This window comes from Georgenia sp. Z1344 (assembly GCF_049856295.1).
Classification (GTDB): domain Bacteria; phylum Actinomycetota; class Actinomycetes; order Actinomycetales; family Actinomycetaceae; genus JB111.
Genome location: NZ_JBNDMZ010000017.1, coordinates 28050 through 51042, shown reverse-complemented (window position 1 = coordinate 51042; position 22993 = coordinate 28050). Strand labels below are relative to the sequence as shown.

The following is a 22993-nucleotide window of genomic DNA, read 5'->3' as shown; positions in this document are numbered from 1 at the left end:
GGTTGTGTGGTGGTGGTTGGAAGTTTTTAAGAGCATTCGGTGGATGCCTTGGCACCAGGAGCCGATGAAGGACGTTGTAGCCTGCGATAAGCCGCGGGGAGCTGGCAAACGAGCTGTGATCCGTGGATGTCCGAATGGGGGAACCCGGCCACCGTCATGGGTGGTCACGCGCGCCTGAATGTATAGGGCGTGTGAGGGAACGCGGGGAAGTGAAACATCTCAGTACCCGCAGGAAGAGATATTCCGTGAGTAGTGGCGAGCGAAAGCGGATGAGGCTAAACCGTGCGTGCGTGATAGCCGGCAGGCGTTGTGCGTGCGGGGTTGTGGGGCATGTCCGTTCCTTCCTGCCGGAAGGAGCACTGTGCAGTGCTATGGGAGCTGAAAGGTCTGGGAAGGCCTGGCGTAGAGGGTGAGACCCCTGTAGGCGTACCGTGGCGTGTGTGGTGTGGGTGTGTTCCCGAGTAGCACCGGGCCCGTGAAATCCGGTGTGAATCTGGCAAGACCACTTGCTAAGCCTAAATACTACCTGGTGACCGATAGCGGACTAGTACCGTGAGGGAAAGGTGAAAAGTACCCCGGGAGGGGAGTGAAATAGTACCTGAAACCGGATGCTTACAATCCGTCGGAGCCTCCGTTGTTGGGGTGACGGCGTGCCTTTTGAAGAATGAGCCTGCGAGTTAGTGGCGTGTGGCGAGGTTAACCCGTGTGGGGAAGCCGTAGCGAAAGCGAGTCCGAACAGGGCGCATTAGTCGCGCGTTCTAGACCCGAAGCGAAGTGATCTACCCATGGGCAGGTTGAAGCACGTGTAAGAGCGTGTGGAGGACCGAACCCACTTAGGTTGAAAACTGAGGGGATGACCTGTGGGTAGGGGTGAAAGGCCAATCAAACTTCGTGATAGCTGGTTCTCCCCGAAATGCATTTAGGTGCAGCGTTGCGTGCTTCTTGCCGGAGGTAGAGCTACTGGATGGCCGATGGGCCCTACAAGGTTACTGACGTCAGCCAAACTCCGAATGCCGGTAAGTGTGAGCGTGGCAGTGAGACTGCGGGGGATAAGCTTCGTAGTCGAGAGGGAAACAGCCCAGATCATCGGCTAAGGCCCCTAAGCGTGTGCTAAGTGGGAAAGGATGTGGAGTTGCAGTGACAACCAGGAGGTTGGCTTAGAAGCAGCCATCCTTGAAAGAGTGCGTAATAGCTCACTGGTCAAGTGATTCCGCGCCGACAATGTAGCGGGGCTCAAGCACACCGCCGAAGCCGTGGCACCACAGCATGTCCCTAGCCTTGGTTCAGGGGTTGTGGTGGGTAGGGGAGCGTCGCGTGGGAGGTGAAGCTGCGGGGTGACCCAGTGGTGGATCCTACGCGAGTGAGAATGCAGGCATGAGTAGCGAATGACGGGTGAGAACCCCGTCCGCCGAATGACCAAGGGTTCCAGGGCCAGGTTAATCCGCCCTGGGTTAGTCGGGACCTAAGGCGAGGCCGACAGGCGTAGTCGATGGACAACGGGTTGATATTCCCGTGACCGGCGAAGGACCGCCCATACCGAGTCCGGTGATGCTAACCACCCAAACCACCGTCATTGCCCTTCGGGGCGAGATGGTGGGGCGCGTGGGACCCGATCCGGTAGTAGGTAAGCGTATTAACAGGGGTGACGCAGGAAGGTAGCCGCGCGATCCTAATGGCTTGGATCGTTCAAGGGTGCAGGGCGAGACACAGGTAAATCCGTGTCTCATATTGCCTCAGGCCGGATGATGACACCGTATGGTGGAAAGTGGTGATCCTCTGCTGCCAAGAAAAGCCTCGACGCGAGGGACTAGCCGCCCGTACCCTAAACCGACTCAGGTGGTCAGGTAGAGAATACTAAGGCGATCGAGATAATCATGGTTAAGGAACTCGGCAAAATGCCCCCGTAACTTCGGGAGAAGGGGGGCCCTATGGGTGATCACCACTTGCGGGTGTGAGCCTGGCGGGCCGCAGAGACCAGGGAGAAGCGACTGTTTACTAAAAACACAGGTCCGTGCGAAGTCGCAAGACGATGTATACGGACTGACGCCTGCCCGGTGCTGGAAGGTTAAGAGGACGGGTCAACCCTTTGGGGTGAAGCTCAGAATTTAAGCCCCAGTAAACGGCGGTGGTAACTATAACCATCCTAAGGTAGCGAAATTCCTTGTCGGGTAAGTTCCGACCTGCACGAATGGCGTAACGACTTCTCCGCTGTCTCGACCATGAACTCGGCGAAATTGCATTACGAGTAAAGATGCTCGTTACGCGCAGCAGGACGGAAAGACCCCGGGACCTTTACTATAGCTTGGTATTGGTGTTGGTTACGGCTTGTGTAGGATAGGTGGGAGACTGTGAAGCATGCACGCCAGTGTGTGTGGAGTCATCGTTGAAATACCACTCTGGTCGTTACTAGCGTCTAACCTCGGTCCGTGATCCGGATCAGGGACATTGCCTGGTGGGTAGTTTAACTGGGGCGGTTGCCTCCTAAAGAGTAACGGAGGCGCTCAAAGGTTCCCTCAGCCTGGTTGGCAATCAGGTGTTGAGTGCAAGTGCACAAGGGAGCTTGACTGCGAGACAGACATGTCGAGCAGGGACGAAAGTCGGAACTAGTGACCCGGCGGTGGCTTGTGGAAGCGCCGTCGCTCAACGGATAAAAGGTACCCCGGGGATAACAGGCTGATCTTGCCCAAGAGTCCATATCGACGGCATGGTTTGGCACCTCGATGTCGGCTCGTCGCATCCTGGGGCTGGAGTAGGTCCCAAGGGTTGGGCTGTTCGCCCATTAAAGCGGTACGCGAGCTGGGTTTAGAACGTCGTGAGACAGTTCGGTCCCTATCCGCTGCGCGCGCAGGAAACTTGAGAAGGGCTGTCCCTAGTACGAGAGGACCGGGACGGACGAACCTCTGGTGTGCCAGTTGTTCCGCCAGGAGCATGGCTGGTTGGCTACGTTCGGGAGGGATAACCGCTGAAAGCATCTAAGCGGGAAGCCTGCTTCAAGATGAGGTTTCCACCACCTTTGGTGGGAAGGCCCCCTATAGACCATGGGGTTGATAGGCCGGATGTGGAAGCGGCGAAAGTCGTGAAGCTGACCGGTACTAATTGGCCGACAACTTCCAACACCACACCCCACACGAACTGTGTGTGGTGGCTGTTGAGAACAATGAGCACAACACATCAACATTGCGCGTCCACTGTACGGTTCTGGAACCACCCACCCCCAGACCAGGCCACCCCGATCGGGGGAAGGCTGGTTTGTTGGGGTTGATAATTGGATGATTGGTTCCGCCAGGTTACGGCGGCAATAGCGAGGGGGAAACGCCCGGTCCCATTCCGAACCCGGAAGCTAAGCCCCTCAGCGCCGATGGTACTTCACGGGAGACCGTGCGGGAGAGTAGGACACCGCCGTACACACCATTACCGAAAGGCCCCCACCACCAGGTGGGGGCCTTTCGCGTTTCTCCGTACTTTTGTGTCGGTCACACGGAGTGCTTCGTGGTCCAACGTTGACGTCGATCAGGACGAGAGCGTCTGTGCGGGCCGAATGTGGAGCCAGCGTCACCGTCGGTCGTCCTTCTGTGCGCGTGCCGCCTCCCGTAGTGTTCGGGGTTCGCGGGCAGACGAGATCCGGCGTCGAGCGCTCCACCCGAGAGTGCCGGCCGTGTCTGGTGAAGCAGGACCGCGTCAGCTTCGACAGGAGAACAGAGTGAGCGAGACCCCAGACGACAACGACCGCCGACCCGATCGGTCGAACGGTTCGCAGCGCGGACGGAACGACGACCAGCGTCGTCAGTCGAGCTCACGTGGCGGTGCACAGCGGGGTGGCCGCCGGTGGGAGGACCGTCCCCCTCGTCATGACGGTGACCAGCGCTCATTCGGCAATCGTGATGACCGTGGTCCTCGCCGTGATGGTGACCGTCCGCAGGGTGGCGGTCGTCGGTGGGAGGATCGCCCGCCTCGCCGTGACGGCGAGCGTTCCTACGGGGATCGCAACGACCGTGGTCCTCGCCGGGACGGAGACCGCCCCGAGGGTGGCGGTCGTCGGTGGGAGGATCGCCCGCCTCGTCGCGATGGCGAGCGTTCCTACGGGGATCGCAACGACCGTGGTCCTCGCCGGGACGGTGACCGACCGCAGGGTGGCGGCCGCCGCTGGGAGGAGCGCCCGCCCCGTCGCGATGGTGATCGTTCCTACGGCAATCGTGATGATCGCGGTGACCGGGGTCCCCGTCGTGACGGTGACCGACCGCAGGGTGGCGGCCGCCGCTGGGAGGAGCGCCCGCCCCGTCGCGATGGTGATCGTTCCTACGGCGACCGGAATGACCGTGGTGACCGCGGTCCCCGTCGAGACGGTGACCGCCCCCAGGGTGGCGGCCGTCGATGGGAGGACCGTCCCCCGCGTCGCGATGGCGAGCGTTCCTACGGGGATCGCAATGACCGGGGTCCTCGTCGTGACGGTGACCGACCGCAGGGTGGCGGCCGCCGCTGGGACGACCGACCGCCCCGGCGTGACGGCGAGCGTTCCTACGGCGACCGAGGTGACCGGGGACCCCGTCGCGATGGCGAGCGCTCCTTCGACCGCGGGCGGCGCGACGACCGGAACGACCGCCAGGTCGGCCACGGTCGCCCGGGTCAGGAGCGTCGTGCGGCCGGCCCGCAGGCGCCGGACATCCCCGAGGACATCACCGCGCAGATGCTCGACCGCGACGCGCGCCGCGAGCTCCTCACGCTCTCGAAGACCAACGGGGACACGGTTGCGCGCCACCTCGTGATGGCGGGCGTCCTGCTCGACGACGACCCCGAGCGCGCTTACGAGCACGCCCAGGCTGCCGGCCGAGGTGCGGGCCGCGTGGCCACGGCTCGCGAGGCCGTCGCCATCACCGCGTATGCCACCGGCCGGTTCGCGGAGGCCCTCAAGGAGCTGCGCGCCGTACGCCGCCTGGCCGGCCGGGACGACCACCGCGTGATGGAGGCCGACTGCGAGCGCGGCCTCGGCCGGCCCGAGCGGGCACTGAGTGTCATCGCGGAGACCGACACGACCGTGCTCTCGGACGCTGAGAAGGCCGAGCTAGCGATCGTCGCCTCGGGGGCGCGCGCGGACCTCGGCGAGAACGAGGCAGGACTCCTCATCCTGCGCACCGTCCAGCTGGACGCGATCAAGGACCCGGCGATCAGGTCCCGTCTGGACTCCGTGATCGCCGACCGCCTTGACGAGGTCGGGCGCTCCGACGAGGCCACCGAGCTCCGAGGCCGCATCACCGTGCCCACGGACGACGCCAGCGACTCCTTCGATGTCATCGACCTCCAGCCCGAGGACATCGACGACGAGCCGCCGGCGCGCCCGGCGGCGCCGCAGGAGACCGTCGAGCCCGATGCCGAGGGTGACTCGACTGCCGCGGACGAGGACTCGACCGAGGAGTCGTCGTCCACGCCTACGGGCGACGAGGACACCGGTGGACCGGAGCTCGAGTCCGAGGAGTCCGCTGAGGCCGATTCGGAGCCGGTTCCCGAGGCCGAGGCTGGGCGCCTGGGTGAGCCCGAGGCCGATTCGGAGCCGGTTGCCGAGCCTGAGGCGGACGTCGAGTCGGTGCCTACGTCCGAGGAGAACGCTGAGGACGAGCCGGTCTCTGAGGTCAACGCAGAGGCCGACCATGTGCCCGTAGTTGAGGCCGAGCACGACGCTGAGGCCGAGCCTGAGGCGGAGCAGGGGATGCTCGACCTCGGGTTCGACCTGGGCGGCGACGGACCGCAGGACGAACGCCCCGCGGACGAGGAGCGGGGTTCAGGCACGATGGACCGGTGACTCTTCGCGGATCCGACCAGCCCCTGCACCTCGCGCACGACGTCGCGCTCATCGACCTCGACGGCGTCTGCTACCGGGGCGACGACCCCGTGGAGCACGCCGCGGAGTCGCTCACCGCGGCGCGCGAAGGCGGGCTGGCCGCCCGCTTCGTCACCAACAACGCCTCGCGCGAGCCGGGCACGGTGGCGGATCACCTCACCGAGCTCGGCATCGCGACCGAGCCGGACGAGGTCGTCACCGCCGCCCAGGCCGGCGCGGCCCTGCTCGCGGAGCGCTTCCCGGAGGGCTCGCCGATCCTCGTGGTCGGCGGCGCCGGGCTGCGCACCGCGGTCGCCGAGCGCGGCATGCGGATCGTGGAGGCGGCCGACGACGAGCCGGTCGCCGTCATCCAGGGCTGGGACCCGAACCTGTCCTGGGGCCCGCTCGCCGAGGCCTGCTACGCGATCGAGCGGGGCGCGGCCCACATCGCCACCAACCTCGACTTCAGCATCCCCAAGCCCGGTGGGATCGCCCCCGGCAACGGCGCGTTCGTCGACGTCGTCGCGCGCGTGTCCGGCTCGCAGCCGATCTCCACGGGCAAGCCGGAGCCCGAGATCTTCGAGACGGCCGCCCGCCGCGCCGGCGGCACCGCGCCGATCATCCTCGGCGACCGGCTCGACACCGACATCCGCGGCGCCGTGTCCGCGGGCATGGCGTCGCTGCACGTGCTCACCGGGGTCGACGACGCGCGCAACGTCGTCCTCGCCGACCCGATCGAGCGACCCACCTACCTCGCGATCGACCTGCGCGACCTCCTCGTGGCGCACCCCGAGGTCACGGGGTCGACCGCAGGCGGATCGGATGGCGCTGACACGGCCGGCACCGACTCGGCCACCGCCGCCTCGACCGTCTGGACGGCCGGCAGCGCCCACGCGCACGTCGCCGACGGCGTCCTCCACCTCGACGACGGGACCGGCACCGCCACCCCGCTCGGCACGCCCGCAGGCAGCGCGCCCCCCGCGCCGGTCACCGTCAGCCTCGACGGCTACCGCGCCCTCGCGGCCGCCGCCTGGGCCTCCGCCGACGCGGGCGCGCCGCTGGATCCACAGGTGGTCCCCGAGCTGGTGGTCGAGCGGCGATAACCTGGCCCGGATGAGCGAGCAGCCCCGGCCCACCCCCGCGTCCGTCCGCGGCGACGACCGCCTGCCCGCGGACCTCGCCGAGCGGGACCTCGACGCCCAGGCGGACGCCCTCGAGGCCCTGCACGGCACGCTCCAGGCCCGACTGGCCCAGGACGGCGGCTGAGGTGGCGCGCCTGACGCGCATCGACGCCGAGCTCGTCCGCCGCAAGCTCGCCCGCTCGCGCCAGCACGCCGCAGAGCTCATCGTGGCCCACCGGGTCACGCTCGACGGCGAATCCGTGGTCAAGCCGGCACGTCAGGTCGACCCCGCGCAGGCGATCGTCGTGCGCGAGAGCGAGCAGGTCGACGACTACGTCTCCCGCGGCGCCCACAAGCTCGTCGGCGCCCTCGACGCTCTCGCCGCGCGCGGCACCCCGATCGACCCGACCGGGCGGCGCTGCCTCGACGCCGGCGCGTCCACGGGCGGCTTCACCGACGTCCTCCTGCGCCGCGGGGCGGCCGAGGTCGTCGCCGTCGACGTCGGGTACGGGCAGCTCGCCTGGTCCCTGCGCACCGACGACCGCGTCACCGTCCTCGAGCGCACGAACGTCCGCACCCTGGACCCGGCGGCGGTCGCACCGGCGCCGAGCCTCGTCGTCGGGGACCTGTCCTTCATCTCCCTCGGACTCGTCCTGCCCGCTCTGGCGGGCGCCGCCTCGGACGACGCCGATCTCCTGCTCATGGTCAAGCCCCAGTTCGAGGTCGGGAAGGACGCGCTCGGCACCGGGGGAGTCGTCCGGGACCCGGAGCAGCGGGCGGCCACCGTGGTCGACGTCGCGCGCTCCGCGCAGACCCTCGGCCTCGACACGTGGGCGATCGTCCCGAGCCCCCTGCCCGGGCCGGCCGGGAACGTCGAGTACTTCGTCGCGCTGCGCCGCGACGCGGAGCAGCCCCTCACCGGCGACGCGCTGACCGAGGCCGCGCGCGCCGCCGTCGCCGAGGGACCCGCCGGGAAGGAGGCCGCACGATGACGGAACCCCCCAAGCACCGGGCCAGCGAGACCGCCCGCGGCGGCGCGCGCGAGGTCGTCCTGCTCTACCACCCCACCCGGCCCGACGCGCACGCGGCCGCGACGTCCGTGCACGAGGGACTGACCTCGGCCGGGCTGTCCGTGCGCGCCGTCAGCCCCGCGAGCGACGCCGAGCCCCGGCCGGACACCATGGTCGAGGGGGCCGAGCTCGTCGTGGTCCTCGGCGGCGACGGGTCGATCCTCACCGGCACCGAGCTCGCGCGCCCGCACGGCGTGCCCGTGCTCGGCGTCAACCTCGGTCACGTCGGCTTCCTCGCGGAGGCCGAGCCCGAGGCGCTGCCGGAGGTCGTGCGCCGCATCGTCGCTCGCGACTACCTGGTCGAGGAGCGCATGACCGTCGACGTCACGGTCCGCACGCCCGACGGCGCCACCCACCACGGGTGGGCCCTCAACGAGGCCGCGGTCGAGAAGGGGCCCGAGGGCCGGATGGTCGAGGCCGCGCTCGGGGTCGACGGTCGCGGGCTGTCGACGTTCGCCTGCGACGCCGTCGTCCTCGCCACGCCCACCGGCTCGACCGCCTACGCCTTCTCCGCGGGCGGGCCGATCGTCTGGCCCGGCCTCGAGGCGCTGCTCGTGGTGCCCGTGGCCGCGCACGCCTTGTTCACTCGGCCGATGGTCGTGGGCCGCGAGTCCGTGCTCGAGGTCGAGATCCTCGCCGAGGCGCGCGGGACGGCCGTCGTGCGGTGCGACGGGCGGCGCACGATCGAGGCCCCGCCCGGCTCGCGCATCGAGGTCCGCCGCGGCACGCGACCGGCACTCCTCGCGCTGCTGAGCGAGGCGCCCTTCTCCGGGCGGCTCGTGGCCAAGTTCGACCTCCCGGTCACCGGCTGGCGCGGCGGACTCATGACCGCGTCCCCCCAGGACCAGGGCTCGAGCGCGTCCGGTGTCGAAGGCTCACCCGGTGTCGACAGTGCGGCCCAGCAGGAGGACACGGGCAAGGGCTTACCAGGTGTCGAGGGCTCACCCGGTGTCGATAGTCCGGATCAGGACGGCGTCCCCGCCGCACCGGACCAGGGGGCGGCCCCGTGATCGAGCGCGTGAGCATCGAGGACCTCGGCGTCATCGCCCGCGCCCACCTCGACCTCGGCCCGGGCCTGACCGCCCTGACCGGCGAGACCGGCGCGGGCAAGACGATGGTCCTCTCCTCGCTGCGGCTCCTCCTCGGGCACAAGGCGGATCCAGCGATCGTGCGGCACGGGGCGGAGCGCGCCGTCGTCGAGGGGGAGTGGTCCGTCCCCGACGATGCGCCGGCCCGCGACCTTGCGGCGGATGCCGGGGCCGAGCTCGACGACGACGTCCTCCTTGTGGCCCGCACCGTCTCCGCCCAGGGCCGCTCCCGCGCCCACGCCGGCGGCCGCACCGTGCCCGCCGCCCTGCTCACCGACATCGGGGACGGCCTCGTCACCGTCCATGGCCAGGCCGACCAGCTCCGCCTGCGCGAGCCCGCCCGGCAGCGCGCCGCCCTCGACACCTTCGGCGGCGCCGACCACCTGGCGCTCGTCACCGCCGCGGCCGAGGCCCACGCGGCCGTCGTCGCCGCGCGGGCCGCCCTCGAGGAGCGCACCGCCGACGAGGGCCGCCGCCTCGCGGAGATCGCCGCGCTGACCCGGGTCGCCGAGCTCGTCGCCGCCGCCGACCCCAGCCCGGGCGAGGACGAGGAGCTGCGCGCCGCCTCCCTGCGCCTCGAGCACGCCGAGGCCTTACGGACCGCCGCGACCGAGGCACGCGGCGCCGTCGCCGGGGACGAGGACAGCGCGACCCCGGGGGCCTCGGCGCTCGTCGCCCAGGCCGCCCACGCCCTGGCCGCCGCGAGCGGCCACGACCCGGCCCTGGCCGCGCTCGCCGAGCGGGTCGCCGCCGTCGGCCCGCTGCTCGACGACGCGGCGGTCGAGCTCGCCGGCTACCTCGACGGGCTCGACGCCGACCCCTCTGCGCTCGACACCGTGCACGCCCGCCGCGCCGAGCTCGGCCGCCTCATCCGCGACCTCGGGGTCGGGGGAGTCGACGAGGCCCTCGAGCAGGCCGAGCGGGCCGCCCTCCGCCTCGCGCAGATCGACGGCCCGGCCGCCGAGCCCGAGGCCCTCGCCGCCGCCGTCACCGAGGCGGAGGCCGCCCGCGAGCGCGCCGCCACCGCGCTCACCGCCTCCCGGAGGGCAGCCGCCGAGCGGCTGACCGCCGCCGTCGACGCCGAGCTCACGGGCCTGGCCATGCCCGGCGCCCGCCTCGGCATCGACCTGCAGGAGCTTCCCGAGCCCGGCCCGCACGGTGCCGAGGAGGTCGTCCTCACCCTGGCCACCCACCCGAGCGCGCCCGCCCGCCCGCTCGGCCAGGCGGCGTCGGGCGGTGAGCTCTCCCGCGTCATGCTCGCCCTCGAGGTCTGCCTCGCCACCGAGGCCGGCGGCGAGGCCCGCACGTTCGTGTTCGACGAGGTCGACGCCGGGGTCGGCGGCCGCGCAGCCGTCGAGGTCGGCCGCCGCCTCGCGGGGCTCGCCGAGCGCCACCAGGTCGTCGTCGTCACCCACCTCGCCCAGGTCGCCGCGTTCGCCACCGACCACCTCGTCGTCACCCGCGGGGAGGACGGCGTCACCGACGTGGTGCGGGCGCACGGGGACGCGAGGGTCGTCGAGCTGGCCCGCATGCTCGCAGGTCAGGATGACTCCGACGCGGCGCGCGCACACGCGGCAGAGCTGCTCTCGCTGGCCGGCGTGTCACCATGACGCGGTGAGGCTCTTCCAGCGACCGGCGCGGCGATCGTCCGCCGACCCCGTGGGAGTGGCGGGACCCGCCCGCGTGGACACCCGCACGAAGCGCCTGACGTCCCGCCTGCGCCACGGCGACGTGGCCGTCATCGACCACGTCGACATCGACCGGGTCGCCGCCGAGTCCCTCGTGGCCGCCCGCCCCGTGGCCGTCCTCAACGCCGCCGAGTCCACCTCCGGGCGCTACCCCAACGCGGGGCCGTCGATCCTCGTCGAGGCCGGCATCGTGCTGGTCGACGACGTCGGCGAGCACCTGATGGAACTCTCCGAAGGCTCGCAGGTCGATGTCCACCCCGACGGGTCGATCCACTCCGGCGGCGAGCTCGTGGGCCGCGGCGTGGTCCAGGACGACGCGACGATCGCCGAGGACCAGCGGCGGGCGCGGGCCGGGATCTCCGAGCAGCTGAAGAAGTTCGCGACGAACACGATGGAGTACGTCGAGCTCGAGCAGGACCTCATCATCGACGGCATCGGGATCCCCGCGGTGCGCACCGTGTTCGACGGCCGGCACGTCCTCATCGTGGTGCGCGGGTACCACTACAAGGAGGACCTCGCGATGCTGCGGCCCTACGTGCGGGAGTTCCGCCCGCTCATCGTGGGGGTCGACGGCGGGGCCGACGCGGTGCTCGAGTTCGGGCTGCGGCTCGACATGATCGTCGGGGACATGGACTCCGTGTCCGACGAGGCGCTGCGCTCCGGCGCGGAGATCCTCGTCCACGCCTACCGCGACGGCCGCGCGCCCGGCCAGGCCCGCGTCGAGGAGCTCGGGGTCGACCACGTGGTGGTCCCCGCCACCGGCACGTCCGAGGACGTCGCCATGCTGCTCGCCGACGAGAAGGGCGCGAGCGTCATCGTGGCCGTCGGCACGCACAACACGCTCAACGAGTTCCTCGACAAGGGGCGCGCCGGCATGGCGTCGACCTTCCTCACCCGCCTGCGGGTGGGCTCCAAGCTCATCGACGCCAAGGGCGTCTCCCGGCTCTACCGCACGCGCATCTCCGGCTGGCTCCTCGTGCTGCTCGTCCTCGCGGGCCTGCTCGCCCTGGGCGCCGCCGTGCTCGCCACGACGGCGGGCCAGGCGTTCCTCGAGCTCGCCGCCACGCGCTGGGGCGACCTCGTGGCGTGGGTGCGCTCGCTGTTCGGGTCCGGGTGAGCATGGGCTGGGTGAACTCGGCCCTCGTGGGCACGCGCACGGTGCGCACGACCGGTAGCGGGGGAGACGCATGATCGACTTCAAGTTCCACGTGGTCTCGCTGATCGCGGTGTTCATGGCGCTGGCCGTGGGCATCCTGCTCGGCGCGGGACCGCTCGGCGGCGCCCTCGGCGACACGCTGCGCGGCCAGGTCCAGGACCTGCGCGCCGACCGCGAGGCCATGCGCGAGGAGCTGACCCAGACGCAGGGCGACCTCGACTCGGTCAACACCCTGCTCGAGCAGGGCGGGCCGCGACTCGTCGAGGGCACCCTCGACGGCGGGCGGGTCGCCCTGCTGTCCACCCCCGGCGCCAACGGCGACGACTTCACCGCCGTGGAGGAGTCGCTCACCGCCGCCGGCGCCGACATCGTGGTCGAGGGCGTCCTGTCCGAGGCCCTGACCACCCCGTCGATGGGCGACGAGCGCATCGACCTCGTCGAGCAGGTCGCCCCCGACGCCGACCCGGACGACGACCCGGTCGCCGTGCTCGGCGGCGCGATCGCCGACGCCCTGACCGTGGGCCACGACGAGACGGGCGCGATCGACGACGTGGCGGCCGACGGCGAGATCCTCGACCGCATCCTCGGCACCGGCTCCGACCTCGTCAGCCTTCAGACGGACCCGGAGGACCGCGCCGACATCCTCGTCATCGTCGGCGCCCGCGCCGAGCCGGAGCCCGAGGGGGACCCCGCCGAGGACTCCGACGAGGACGGCACCCCGGACGTCCAGGCCGAGGCCGCCGAGCAGCGCATCGCGCACATCACCGCGCTCCAGGCGTACGGCGCGATGGCGGACGAGGGGCCGCTCGTGCTCGTCGGGTCCGCCGAGTCCACGCGTGACCTCGTCGGCGTGCTGCGGGAGGACCTCTCGCTCGCGCCCGGGGCCACGACCGTCGACTCGGTCGGCTCTGTCTCCTCCGCCGTCCTCACGCCGCTCGCGGTGGCCGCCACGCTCGACGGAGTGGTCGAGCAGTACGGGTTCGACGACGGGGCCGAGGCGGTCCTGCCTCCCGCGGCGCCCACGCCGGCCGAGCGGCTGGCCGACGGGGAGCCGTCCGCGGTCGACCCCGAGTCTCCGACCGTCGGGGAGTCGCCGACCGGGGGGTCCGGCGAGAGCGCGTCCCAGGGCGGGACGTCGTGAGCTCGGCACGGGGCGGCCAGGTGGCCGGCCGCGGCGGTCGCGGCGGTGACGGCGTCGGTTCGCGTGGAGGTGCCGGTGGCCGGGTGCGCGCTGCGGCCGTCGCGCTCGGTGCCGCAGCTCTTGGTGCCGGCGTCTCCGCGGCCGCGCGCCGCCTCCTCGAGCGTCGCCCGCCCGGCGGCGCGGACGTGTGGACGCGGACCAACCACGCGGGCGACCCGGTCTCCCTGCTCGGCGGGCTCGCCGCGGGGGCGGCCGTCACCGGGATCGGGCCGCTGCTCGCCCCCTGCACGCCGGTCGGCCCGCGCCTCGCGCTCGCCGCCACTGCGGCCGGGGGAGCCGCAACGGCGGCCGGCGTCCTCGACGACCACGGCGAGGACCTCACCGGCGTCCCCACCGGCCGGGCCAAGGGACTCACGGGCCACCTCGGGGCTCTCGCTCGCGGCGAGGTGACGACCGGGGCGCTGAAGATCGCGGTGGTCGGCGCGGGGGCGTCCGCGGCCGCCCTGCTGCTCCCGGGCCCGCGGCCGCTCATCGGCCGCCTCGCCGACGCCGCCCTCGTGGCCGGCTGCGCCAACCTCGCCAACCTCTTCGACCTGCGGCCCGGCCGCGCGCTCAAGGTGGCCGGGATCGCGCTCGCACCGGTCGCTCTCGCGCCCGTGGTGCTCGGCCCGGACGCTGCCGGCTCCACCGCACCCAGGTCCACCGCAGCCGCCAGGGCCACTGACGCGGCCGCCGGCCGCGCCACCCTCGCCGCCGGCGCGCTCGGCGTCATCGGCGCCACGCTCCCGGCCGACCTCGCCGCGCGGGACATGCTCGGCGACACCGGGGCCAACCCGCTCGGCGCGATCGTCGGCGTCGTGCTCGCGGCGGACCCGTCGGCCGCGCTGCGGGGCATCGCGCTCTGCGCCGTCGTCGGGCTCACGCTCGCCTCCGAGCGGATCTCGTTCACCGCCGTCATCGACTCCGTGCCCGTCCTGCGGGCCATCGACCGCGCGGGCCGCGCGGCCTGAGCCGTGGGCACCGAGGACCCCCCGGGCGGGCCACGGACCGGGCGCGCACCCGCCGACGACGGATCGACGTCGGGCACGGGCTCCGGCCACCCTCCGACGACGGACGTCGCCCCCGAGGGGGCGTCCCGACGCACGACCGCCGGCTCTCCCGTCCTCGCCGGGGCGCTCGGCGCCGCCGGCCTCATCGCCGTCCTCACCCTCGCCTCCCGCGCCGCCGGGTTCGCGCGCTGGCTCGTCCAGTCCTGGGTCCTCGGCAGCTCGGCCACCGCCGACGCCTACGCCAAGGCCAACACCGTCCCCAACGTCCTCTTCGAGATCGCGGCCGGCGGGGCGCTCGTCGGCCTCGTCGTCCCGCTCCTCGCCGCGCCCCTCGCCCAAGGCCTGCGCGACGAGACCGGCCGCCGGGCGTCCGCCCTGCTCAGCTGGACGATCGCGATCCTCGCGCCGGTCGGCCTCCTCGTGGCCGTCCTCGCCCGCCCGCTCGCCGGGCTCCTCCTCGGCTCCGACGCCCCGGCCGAGAGCCTCGACCTCACCGCCACCTTCCTGCGGATCTTCGCCGTCCAGGTGCCGCTCTACGGGGTGGGCACGGTCCTCACGGGCGTCGCGCAGGCCCACCACCGGTTCGCCTGGCCGGCCCTCGCCCCCCTGCTCTCCTCGCTCGTGGTCATCGCGACGTACGGCGCCGTCGGGCTGCTCGGCGGCCCCGCCACCGACGACCCCGCGACGATCGCCCCCACGATGGTCGCGATCCTCGGCTGGGGCACCACCGCCGGCGTCCTCGCGATGAGCCTCGCGCCCGCCCTCGCCCTGCGCGGCCTCGGCCTGCGGTGGCGCCCCACGCTCGCGCTCGGCGCCGACCTGCGCCGCCGCGCCCTCGCCCTCGCCGGTGCCGGCCTCACCGCGCTGCTCGCCCAGCAGGTCGCCGTCCTCGCGGTCCTGCGCGCCACCTCCGCCGTGCCCGGCAGCTACAACGTGTGGCAGTACGCGCAGGCCGCCTACCTCCTGCCGTACGCGGTGCTCGCCGTCCCGCTCGTCACGGCCATGGCGCCCCGCATCGCCGAGCTCGCCGCCGACTCCGTGGCCCGCGCCGCCCCCGTGGTCGCCCGCTCGGCGCGTGCCGTCGTCGCCGCCGGGGCGCTCGGCGCGGGCGCGCTCGTGGCCGTCGCTCCCGCCGTCACCGCCGTCTTCTCCGCCCGGTTCGACATGCCGGGCATGACCCCCACCCTCACCGTCCTCGCCCTCGGCCTGCCCGGCTTCGCGCTCCTCCTGCACGCCCAGCGCTCGCTCTACGCCGTCCATCGCGCCCGCCTCGCCACGATCCCCGCCCTCGTCGGCTGGCTCGTCACCGCCCTCGCCACCGTGGTTGCGGGCCTCGCCGCCGCCGGCGCCTCGAGCGGCACCCTCCTCTCGCTCCTCGCCGCGGCCTCGAGCGCCGGCATGACGCTCGCCGGGGTCCTCGCGGCCATCTGCCTCGCCCGCGCACTCGGCGGCCCGGCCCTCTCCGGGCTCGTCCGCACCGCCGCGACGGCCGTCCTCGGCGCCGCGCTCGCCGGCCTCGCCGGGCGGTGGGTCACCGACCTCGCGCTCGGCGACGGCCTGCTCCGGGCGGTGCTCGCCGTCCTCGCGGGCGGCCTCGTGGCGCTCGCTCTCTGGGTCGGGGTCATGCTCGTCGCCGACCGCCAGGCGCTCCAGCTCCTCCGCCGCCGGGGGAGAGGGACCGGCGGGGACGCGACCACCTCGCACGACGACGAGACCCGCGACGACGAACCCCGCACCTCCGCGACCGATGACGAGGCGGACCGCCCCGCCGACCCAGGGAAGGGACACGCATGAGGATCCTCCAGGTGACCGGCACGACCACCGGGGGCGTGGCCCGCCACGTGGCCCAGGCGATCGACGTGCTGACCGGCGCCGGGCACGACGTCCGCATGGCCGGCCCGGCCGACGTCGTCGCGGGCGCCACCGTCCCCACCGCCACCATCGACCTGCGCGACCGCCCCTCGGCCGCCGACGCCGCCACCGTGCGCCGGCTGCGGCACCTCGCCGCGGGCGCCGATGTCGTCCACGCCCACGGCCTGCGCGCCGGCGCCGCCGCCGTCCTCGCGACCCGCTCGCTGCCCGACCGCCCCCGCCTCGTCGTCACCGAGCACAACCTCGCCGTCGGGTCCGCCCGCGTCCGCGCGATCGCCGCCGGGCTCGAGGCGGTCGTCGCGCGCGGCGCCGACGTCGTCCTGCCCGTCGCCCCCGACCTCGCCGACCGCGCCCGCCGCCTCGGCGCCCGGTGCGTCGAGGTCGCCGTCATCCCCGCCCCCGAGCCGCGCCCCGCCACCACCCCGGCGGACCAGGTCCGCCGCGACCTCGGCCTGCTCGACGGCCAGCGCCTCGTCCTCGCCGTGGCCCGGCTCGCCCCCCAGAAGGGCCTCGACCTCCTCGTCGACGCCGCCGCGCTCACCGAGGACCTCCTGCCCACGCGGGAGGACGGCGCGCCCGCCGCCCAGTGGTGCATCGCCGGCGGCGGACCGCTCGGCCCCGAGGTCTCCGCCGCCGCGACCGAGGCCGGCGCGCCCGTGCGGGTCCTCGGCGCCCGGTCGGACATTCCCGACCTGCTCGCCGCCGCCGACGTCGTCGTCTCGACCTCGGTGTGGGAGGGGCAGCCGATCTCCCTGGGGGAGGCGATGCACGCGGGCGCCGCCGTCGTGGCGACGGACGTCGGGGGGACGGGTCTCGTCGTCGGGGGAGCAGCCCTCCTGACCGGCCGCGACGCGGCCGAGGTGAGCTCCGGCGTCGGGCAGGTTCTTCTCGACGCCGACGTCGCGAACCGGCTGCGGGGCCTCGCGCGCGAGCGGTCCGGCGAGCTGCCCACGGAGGGTGACCTGTACCGCCAGCTCGAGTCCGCCTACGGCCCCGGCACGCGCTGCTAGTCTCGAAGCCCGTGGCACCCACTTCGCACCGGCCGCTGCCCGGCACCTCGGTCCCCAAGCAGATCTTCGTGACCGGTGGGGTGGTGTCCTCCCTCGGCAAGGGCCTCACGGCCTCCTCGCTCGGCCGGCTGCTGCGCTCGCGCGGCCTGCGGGTCGTCATGCAGAAGCTCGACCCGTACATCAACGTGGACCCGGGCACGATGAACCCGTTCCAGCACGGCGAGGTGTTCGTCACCGAGGACGGCACCGAGACCGACCTCGACATCGGCCACTACGAGCGCTTCCTCGACATCGAGCTCTCGGGCCGCGCGAACGCGACCACCGGCCAGGTCTACTCCGAGGTCATCGCGCGCGAGCGGCGCGGCGAGTACCTCGGGGACACCGTGCAGGTCATCCCGCACATCACCGACGAGATCAAGGCGCGGATGCGTGCGCAGGCCGCGCCCACCGACGGCAGCGAGCCGCCGGACATCATCATCACCGAGATCGGCGGGACCGTCGGCGACATCGAGTCCCAGCCGTTCCTCGAGGCCGCGCGGCAGGTGCGCCAGGACGTCGGGCGCGAGCACGTGTTCTTCCTCCACGTCTCGCTCGTGCCCTACATCGCGGCCTCCGGCGAGCTGAAGACCAAGCCCACCCAGCACTCTGTGGCCGAGCTGCGCTCGATCGGTATCCAGCCCGACGCGCTCGTGTGCCGCACGGACCGCGCGCTGCCCGAGGGCGTGAAGAACAAGATCGCGTCGATGTGCGACGTCGACCGTGAGGCCGTCGTCGAGTGCCCCGACGCCCCCTCGATCTACCAGATCCCCCGCGTGCTGCACTCCGAGGGCCTCGACGCCTACGTGGTGCGGCGCCTCGGCCTCGCGTTCCGCGACGTCGACTGGACCGAGTGGGACCGCCTCCTCGACCGGGTCAACCACCCGCGGCACGACGTCGAGGTGGCCCTCGTCGGCAAGTACATCGACCTGCCCGACGCCTACCTCTCCGTCACCGAGGCCATCCGCGCCGGCGCGTTCGAGCACCGCTCCCACGCGAACATCCGCTGGGTCGAGTCCGACCGGTGCGACACCCCCGAGGGCGCGCGCGAGGCCCTGTCCGGGGTCGACGCCGTGCTCGTGCCCGGCGGGTTCGGCGTGCGCGGGATCGAGGGCAAGCTCGGTGCGCTGACCTGGGCGCGCGAGAACCAGGTGCCCACGCTCGGCATCTGCCTCGGGCTGCAGTGCATGGTCATCGAGGCGGCCCGCTCGCTGCTCGGTCTCGAGGGCGCCAGCTCGACGGAGTTCCACCCGGGCACCGACGAGCCCGTCATCGCGACGATGGACGAGCAGGTGCGGTTCGTCGAGGGCGCCGAGGGGGACATGGGTGGCACGATGCGCCTCGGTTCCTACAAGGCCGCGCTGACCCCGGGGTCCGTGGTGGCCGAGACCTACGGCGCGACCGAGGTCTCCGAGCGGCACCGGCACCGCTACGAGGTCAACAACGCCTACCGCGAGCGTCTCGAGGGCGTCGGCCTGCGGGTGACCGGGACGCTGCCCGAGGGGAACCTGGTGGAGTTCGTCGAGCTCGACCGCGAGCAGCACCCCTACTACGTGGCCACCCAGGCGCACCCGGAGTTCAAGTCGCGGCCGACGCGGGCCCACCCGCTGTTCGCCGGGCTCATCGGTGCGGCCGTCGAGCGGCAGCGCGCCACCCGGCTCCTCGAGATCGACGACTCCTCGGTCGAGAGTGCGGGTCAGGGTGGTGGCTCCTCGTCTCCCGTCGAGAGTGCGGTCGAGGCCGGCGGTTCTTCCGTCGAGAGTGCGGCTCAGGGCGGGGACGACGCGTGACCGGTGAGCGCCTCGCCGACGCCGACGACCAGCGCCACGTGGTCCAGGCCGACCGCCTGCTCGAGGGCCGGATCTTCGACATCGTCGGGGACACCGTCGAGCTGAGCCCCGGCGGGCCGACGGTGCGCCGCGAGTACCTCGTCCACCCCGGCGCCGTCGCCATCGTGGCCCTGCGGGGCGACGACGACGCCCCCGAGGTCCTCCTCGTCTCCCAGTACCGGCACGCCTCGCGCGCGTTCCTGCACGAGATCCCCGCCGGGCTGCTCGACGTCCCCGGCGAGGACCCGGTCGAGGCCGGTCGCCGCGAGCTCGCAGAGGAGGCCGACCTGCGCGCCGGCAGCTGGCACGTCCTCGCCGACGTCCTGCTCTCGCCCGGCGCCACCAACGAGTGCGTCCGCGTCCTGCTCGCCCGCGACCTCACCGAGGTGCCCGCGGGAGAGCGCCACGAGCGCGAGGACGAGGAGTCCGAGATGGTGCCGCGCTGGGTGCCGCTCGCCGACGCCGTCGCCGCCGTCCTCGACGGCCGGATCCACAACGGCGCCACGACGCTCGGCCTGCTCGCCGCCGAGACCTCCCGCGCGCGGGGGTGGGCCGACCTGCGGCCCGCCGACGCCCCGTGGACGCTGCGGCGCTACCGGTCCACCGACGGATCGCCCGACGGCGCACTGACCGGCCTCCCGCCCGAGCACCGATAGCCGCGGGCCTTCCCGTCACCGACGGGAGCCGAGCTTTGTCTCCTCGTGCCGCAGCAGGTAGCGCATGAGGAGCCAGGCCGGCACCCCGATGAGCACGGCCAGCACCGCGCCGAGGATCAGGCCGGTCGGCAGGTCGTCGGTCACCAGGCCGCCGATCGCGCCGACGACGATGAGCACGACGGCGATGACCAGCGGGCTCCAGCGGGCGATCGCGATCTGGGCGCGGGTGGCCGCTCGCTTCGCGGAGTTCGGCAGTTGAGTCGTGGTCGTGGTGTTCGTTGGCCGCTCGGGAGTCGTGGGAGCGCGCGGTCCCTCCGGCGACGGGTCGTTCGTCGTCGTCGGGGGTCTCGTCGTCGGGGCGTTCCCGATCCGGATGTGATGCCCGGCGGACGCGAGCGGGTCGAGGTCGTCGACGCGCCGGCCGAAGATCCAGTGCGACGCGGCCGCGAGGAACTCGCCGGGTCGTGAGCCGCCCCGGTGGAGGTCGGGTGTCTCGAAGGGCAGCGGCGCGCCCCTGCTCATCCCGTAGGCGTCCTCGAGGTCCGCGTCGTCGTCATCCTCGTCGAGGACCACGTACCGCTCGCCGTCGGGGCCGGCGTAGGTCAGCTCGACGAGGCCGGCCGTGTCGTCGTAGGTGAGGTCCACCCGCACCGTCGCGTCGTCCGGCGGCCGCGCGATCGCTGTGTGCCAGTCGGTCTCGAGGTCGCGCGACGGGAACGTGAGGATCGTGTCCCCGACGACGAGGATCCGGAACGACGACGCCGTGCGGTCCCTGGCCGGCACGAGGACCAGGTCGTCGCGGCCGAGCAGGGAGCGGGCGGCGGCGAGGGCGCGGTCGGCGTCGGCCGAGGCGTGTTCGGCGATATCGGTGGCGGGCCGGCCGCGGCTCCAGCTGATCACCCGCACGGGAACACTGCCCCTTCGGTCGAGCTGCCGGACCCGACCAGTCTAGGAATCGGTCCGGTGCTCGAGGCCGACCGCGCCGACGTCGTGGAGCACGGAACGCGTTCGGCGTGTCGCGTCGTCGGCGTGTCGCCGCGGACTCGCGGGCAGGAGGATGTCCGGAGGGCAAACCTCACCCGTCGAGGGGATGCGAGGGGTGGGAGTCGTCGGTGATGATCGAACGATGCACGCTGAGCTCTCCTACGAACGGTCGTGCCGCGCGCTGCTCGTCGACGGCGCCGGCCGAGTCCTTCTCGTCGCTGATCAGAGCCGCGCGGGGACCGTCTGGGCGGCTCCGGGCGGGCCCGCCGCCATGGGCGAGGCCCCGGAGCCTGTCCTGCGACGCGCGCTCCATGCCGCGACCGGGCTGCGCCTCGCCGAGGGTGCGCTGCGCGACCTCGCCTGGATCCAGCACGTGCCCACCGCGCCGGCCGGACCGAACGGCGGCGGTGAGGTCGTCGACGAGGTCTACCTCGTGCGTGTGCCCCACTTCGAGCCCGCGCCGGTGGCGGAGTCTGCGCCGGCGCCAATGGCTGCCGTCGCCCGGCCCGGCGGACCGACCATGCTGCGGGAGGAGCCGCTGCCCGGGACCGGCGACGTCGCGACGATGGCGCAGGTCCCCGTGCGGGAGCGCGTGTCGGTGGACAACCGGACGATCCGCTGGTGGTCGGCGGACGAGATGACCGAGGCCGCCGGGCGCGGCACCCTGTTCAGCCCCCGCGACCTCCCGACCCGGCTGCCGGCCCTGCTCGCGTCGGCCTGGGACATGCCGGTGGGGGAGCCGGCGACGATCCACGGCTACTGATCGTGGTTCGACGACGCCTCAGCGACTGCCGGGCCCGCGGACCCAGGCCTCGGCGTGCGTCGCCACGTCCTTGCTCGACCCCTCGAGCGCGGCGTCGAGGTCCGCGACCCGGTAGCTGAACGCGCCGGCCCAGTCGGACACGACGACCTGGCCGTCGGCGACCCAGAACGAGTACGTCGCCTGCCCCTCGAGCTCGAGGACGTACGGGGTGGCGGCGATCGGCGCGCCGTCGAGGCCGTCCACCTCACCCTCCTCGCCGCGGCGGAGCGCGGCGTGCAGCGTGCCGAGCGTCGACTCGTCGAGCCGGTTCCACTCGTAGCCGTCCTGCCCGGCGGCCACGAGGTCCTCGACCACGAGGATGTCGGCGTAGCTGGGGATCGACCCGGGCGCGACCTCGCGGGCGCCGAGCGTGGCGATCGTGCCGCCCACGTGGTCGGCCATCTCGAGCGACGTCCACTGGTCGGGCCGCCCGGGGTGGACCACCCGGATCGCGACCCGGTACAGGGTGTCGCCGGGCTCGACGAAGCAGGTGAGGAACCGCGTGCCGCTGGCCGAGTCGGCTCGCAGGAGCACGCCTGCGCTGCCGTCGGCGCCCCGGAACGCCTCGTGGACGATCGTCATGCGGTCGAGGTTATCGGCCGTTCGAGGGCACGGACGACGGGGTCCCGAGGTCGAGGTCCCCTGTCGACGCCCAGCGGTCGACCGTCGAGGCCCACAGCCACGTGGTCGCCCCGACGACGAGCGCCGCGATGAGCATGTGCAGGATGACGAGCCCGCCGGGAAGCCCCATGTTGTGCTGGACGATGCCGGTCACCGCGCCCGCCACGGTGAGGCCGACGAGCGTCCAGGCCGCCGTGACGGCGCGGCCGAGAGCGGGCTGCGCGCGTCGTCGTCGGAGGAGAAGAAGGAGCACGACGACGAGGACCGCCGTGAACGCGTACACCGTCCACGCGTGCGCGCGGGTGATGGCGAGCGGGTCGAGGGCCCAGCGGTAGGGGTGGGTGTCGTCGCCGGAGTGCGGTCCGGCGCCCGTGACGATCGTGCCGAGGACGGTCATGACGGCGGCCAGAGCCACGAGCACGACGACGAACGTCCGGGTCCGTGCGTCGAGCAGCGGGCGCGGCTCGGTGTCCGGCGACGCGAGGCGGACCAGCAGGTAGGTGGAGAACGCGACGAGGCCGAGCGAGACGTACATGTGCAGGCCGACGACCGCCGGGTGCAGGTCGAGGAGCACCGTGATGCCGCCGATGACCGCCTGGAGGATGACGCCCGCGAGCGGGGCGAGCGCGAGGGCGTGGAGACGGTCGGGGCGGCGCCGGGTGGGCTCCGTGCGCCACACGAGGACGACCAGCGCGAGCGCGACGACGCCGAGCACGCCGGTCAGCGTGCGGTTCCCGAACTCGATGAACGCGTGGTAGCTCGTCTCCTCGTGGAAGACGGGCGTGAACTGTCCTGGCTCGCACATCGGCCAGGTCGAGCAGCCCAGGCCGGAGCCGGTGACGCGGACGAGCCCGCCGGTGACGATGATGCCGATCTGGCACACGAGGTTGGCGACCGCGACCCACCACGTGAGCGGCGAGACGAGGTCGCGGCGCGAGGGCCGGACCGGACCGCCTCCGCCGTGCTGCGACGTGGGGGCCTGGTCGGTGGGGGGCGCTGCGCTCACCCGCCCAGGGTACGTCCGGCGGCGGAGATTTCCCTTGCCGATCGGGGTGACG

General features: G+C 72.6%; 18 protein-coding genes and 2 rRNA genes. 16 read left to right on the top strand and 4 right to left on the bottom strand.

The features are described 5' to 3' along the window. Positions 1-16 precede the first annotated feature (16 nt). Both ACPYO6_RS15895 and rrf read left to right on the top strand, forming a co-directional pair. Positions 17-3116, top strand: a 23S ribosomal RNA gene (locus tag ACPYO6_RS15895). 172 nt (positions 3117-3288) lie between these two features. Continuing rightward, a 5S ribosomal RNA gene (rrf, locus tag ACPYO6_RS15890) occupies positions 3289-3405 on the top strand. 460 nt (positions 3406-3865) lie between these two features. On the opposite strand, the gene ACPYO6_RS15885 is transcribed toward rrf, so the two are convergent. Further along, entirely contained in the window at positions 3866-4612 is a 747-nt protein-coding gene (locus tag ACPYO6_RS15885) for a hypothetical protein (RefSeq protein ID WP_425715762.1), read from the bottom strand. Positions 4613-4684: 72 nt separating this feature from the next. Here ACPYO6_RS15885 and ACPYO6_RS15880 point away from each other — a divergent pair, with 72 nt between their 5' ends. The 13 genes from ACPYO6_RS15880 to ACPYO6_RS15820 all read left to right on the top strand — a co-directional run bounded on the left by ACPYO6_RS15880 (position 4685) and on the right by ACPYO6_RS15820 (position 19528). Then, entirely contained in the window at positions 4685-5794 is a 1110-nt protein-coding gene (locus tag ACPYO6_RS15880; RefSeq protein WP_425715761.1) for a hypothetical protein, read from the top strand. Beyond that, complete coding sequence (locus tag ACPYO6_RS15875) at positions 5791-6915, top strand: HAD-IIA family hydrolase (RefSeq protein ID WP_425715760.1); 1125 nt, start codon at positions 5791-5793, stop codon at positions 6913-6915. Before ACPYO6_RS15880 ends, ACPYO6_RS15875 begins: the two co-directional genes overlap by 4 nt. A 10-nt stretch (positions 6916-6925) precedes the next feature. After that, positions 6926-7078, top strand: a complete 153-nt coding sequence (locus ACPYO6_RS15870) for a hypothetical protein (protein WP_425715759.1) — start codon at positions 6926-6928, stop codon at positions 7076-7078. 1 nt (position 7079) lies between these two features. Next, positions 7080-7925 carry a TlyA family RNA methyltransferase gene (locus ACPYO6_RS15865; protein ID WP_425715758.1) on the top strand — a complete coding sequence of 282 codons (846 nt, stop codon included), beginning with the start codon at positions 7080-7082 and terminating at the stop codon, positions 7923-7925. Continuing rightward, a complete protein-coding gene (locus tag ACPYO6_RS15860) occupies positions 7922-9013 on the top strand; it encodes an NAD kinase (protein WP_425715757.1) in 1092 nt (363 codons plus the stop codon). The genes ACPYO6_RS15865 and ACPYO6_RS15860 overlap by 4 nt, the downstream gene beginning before the upstream one ends. Before the next feature lie 8 nt (positions 9014-9021). Continuing rightward, positions 9022-10701 carry a DNA repair protein RecN gene (gene recN / locus ACPYO6_RS15855; protein ID WP_425715756.1) on the top strand — a complete coding sequence of 560 codons (1680 nt, stop codon included), beginning with the start codon at positions 9022-9024 and terminating at the stop codon, positions 10699-10701. Between the two features lie 4 nt (positions 10702-10705). Beyond that, positions 10706-11896: a putative cytokinetic ring protein SteA gene (gene steA / locus ACPYO6_RS15850; protein WP_425715755.1), complete on the top strand. Its 1191-nt coding sequence runs from the start codon at positions 10706-10708 to the stop codon at positions 11894-11896. 70 nt (positions 11897-11966) lie between these two features. Further along, a complete protein-coding gene (locus tag ACPYO6_RS15845) occupies positions 11967-13076 on the top strand; it encodes a copper transporter (RefSeq protein WP_425715754.1) in 1110 nt (369 codons plus the stop codon). 83 nt (positions 13077-13159) lie between these two features. Beyond that, complete coding sequence (locus tag ACPYO6_RS15840; RefSeq protein ID WP_425715752.1) at positions 13160-14086, top strand: hypothetical protein; 927 nt, start codon at positions 13160-13162, stop codon at positions 14084-14086. 3 nt (positions 14087-14089) lie between these two features. Next, positions 14090-15919: a murein biosynthesis integral membrane protein MurJ gene (murJ, locus tag ACPYO6_RS15835; protein WP_425715751.1), complete on the top strand. Its 1830-nt coding sequence runs from the start codon at positions 14090-14092 to the stop codon at positions 15917-15919. After that, positions 15916-17007, top strand: a complete 1092-nt coding sequence (locus tag ACPYO6_RS15830) for a glycosyltransferase family 4 protein (protein WP_425715750.1) — start codon at positions 15916-15918, stop codon at positions 17005-17007. Before murJ ends, ACPYO6_RS15830 begins: the two co-directional genes overlap by 4 nt. A gap of 11 nt (positions 17008-17018) precedes the next feature. Continuing rightward, positions 17019-18833, top strand: coding sequence for a CTP synthase (locus tag ACPYO6_RS15825; RefSeq protein ID WP_425715749.1), 1815 nt, complete (start codon positions 17019-17021; stop codon positions 18831-18833). Continuing rightward, positions 18830-19528 (top strand): NUDIX domain-containing protein, encoded by a 699-nt coding sequence (locus ACPYO6_RS15820; protein WP_425715748.1) that lies wholly within the window; start codon positions 18830-18832, stop codon positions 19526-19528. Before ACPYO6_RS15825 ends, ACPYO6_RS15820 begins: the two co-directional genes overlap by 4 nt. A gap of 15 nt (positions 19529-19543) precedes the next feature. On the opposite strand, the gene ACPYO6_RS15815 is transcribed toward ACPYO6_RS15820, so the two are convergent. Continuing rightward, positions 19544-20428 (bottom strand): hypothetical protein, encoded by an 885-nt coding sequence (locus ACPYO6_RS15815; protein WP_425715747.1) that lies wholly within the window; start codon positions 20426-20428, stop codon positions 19544-19546. 226 nt (positions 20429-20654) lie between these two features. Here ACPYO6_RS15815 and ACPYO6_RS15810 point away from each other — a divergent pair, with 226 nt between their 5' ends. After that, positions 20655-21275: an NUDIX domain-containing protein gene (locus ACPYO6_RS15810; protein WP_425715746.1), complete on the top strand. Its 621-nt coding sequence runs from the start codon at positions 20655-20657 to the stop codon at positions 21273-21275. Positions 21276-21293: 18 nt separating this feature from the next. On the opposite strand, the gene ACPYO6_RS15805 is transcribed toward ACPYO6_RS15810, so the two are convergent. Both ACPYO6_RS15805 and ACPYO6_RS15800 read right to left on the bottom strand, forming a co-directional pair. Next, a complete protein-coding gene (locus tag ACPYO6_RS15805) occupies positions 21294-21896 on the bottom strand; it encodes a hypothetical protein (protein ID WP_425715745.1) in 603 nt (200 codons plus the stop codon). 10 nt (positions 21897-21906) lie between these two features. Continuing rightward, positions 21907-22941: a COX15/CtaA family protein gene (locus tag ACPYO6_RS15800; RefSeq protein WP_425715744.1), complete on the bottom strand. Its 1035-nt coding sequence runs from the start codon at positions 22939-22941 to the stop codon at positions 21907-21909. Between the last annotated feature and the right edge of the window lie 52 nt (positions 22942-22993).

Excerpts from the sequence above, each read along its gene's own strand:
- ACPYO6_RS15845 (WP_425715754.1), top strand. The coding sequence starts at position 11,967 with ATGATCGACTTCAAGTTCCACGTGGTCTCGCTGATCGCGGTGTTCATG.
- ACPYO6_RS15860 (WP_425715757.1), top strand. The coding sequence starts at position 7,922 with ATGACGGAACCCCCCAAGCACCGGGCCAGCGAGACCGCCCGCGGCGGC.
- ACPYO6_RS15870 (WP_425715759.1), top strand. The coding sequence starts at position 6,926 with ATGAGCGAGCAGCCCCGGCCCACCCCCGCGTCCGTCCGCGGCGACGAC.
- ACPYO6_RS15805 (WP_425715745.1), bottom strand. The coding sequence starts at position 21,896 with ATGACGATCGTCCACGAGGCGTTCCGGGGCGCCGACGGCAGCGCAGGC.
- ACPYO6_RS15810 (WP_425715746.1), top strand. The coding sequence starts at position 20,655 with ATGCACGCTGAGCTCTCCTACGAACGGTCGTGCCGCGCGCTGCTCGTC.
- ACPYO6_RS15880 (WP_425715761.1), top strand. The coding sequence starts at position 4,685 with ATGCTCGACCGCGACGCGCGCCGCGAGCTCCTCACGCTCTCGAAGACC.
- ACPYO6_RS15830 (WP_425715750.1), top strand. The coding sequence starts at position 15,916 with ATGAGGATCCTCCAGGTGACCGGCACGACCACCGGGGGCGTGGCCCGC.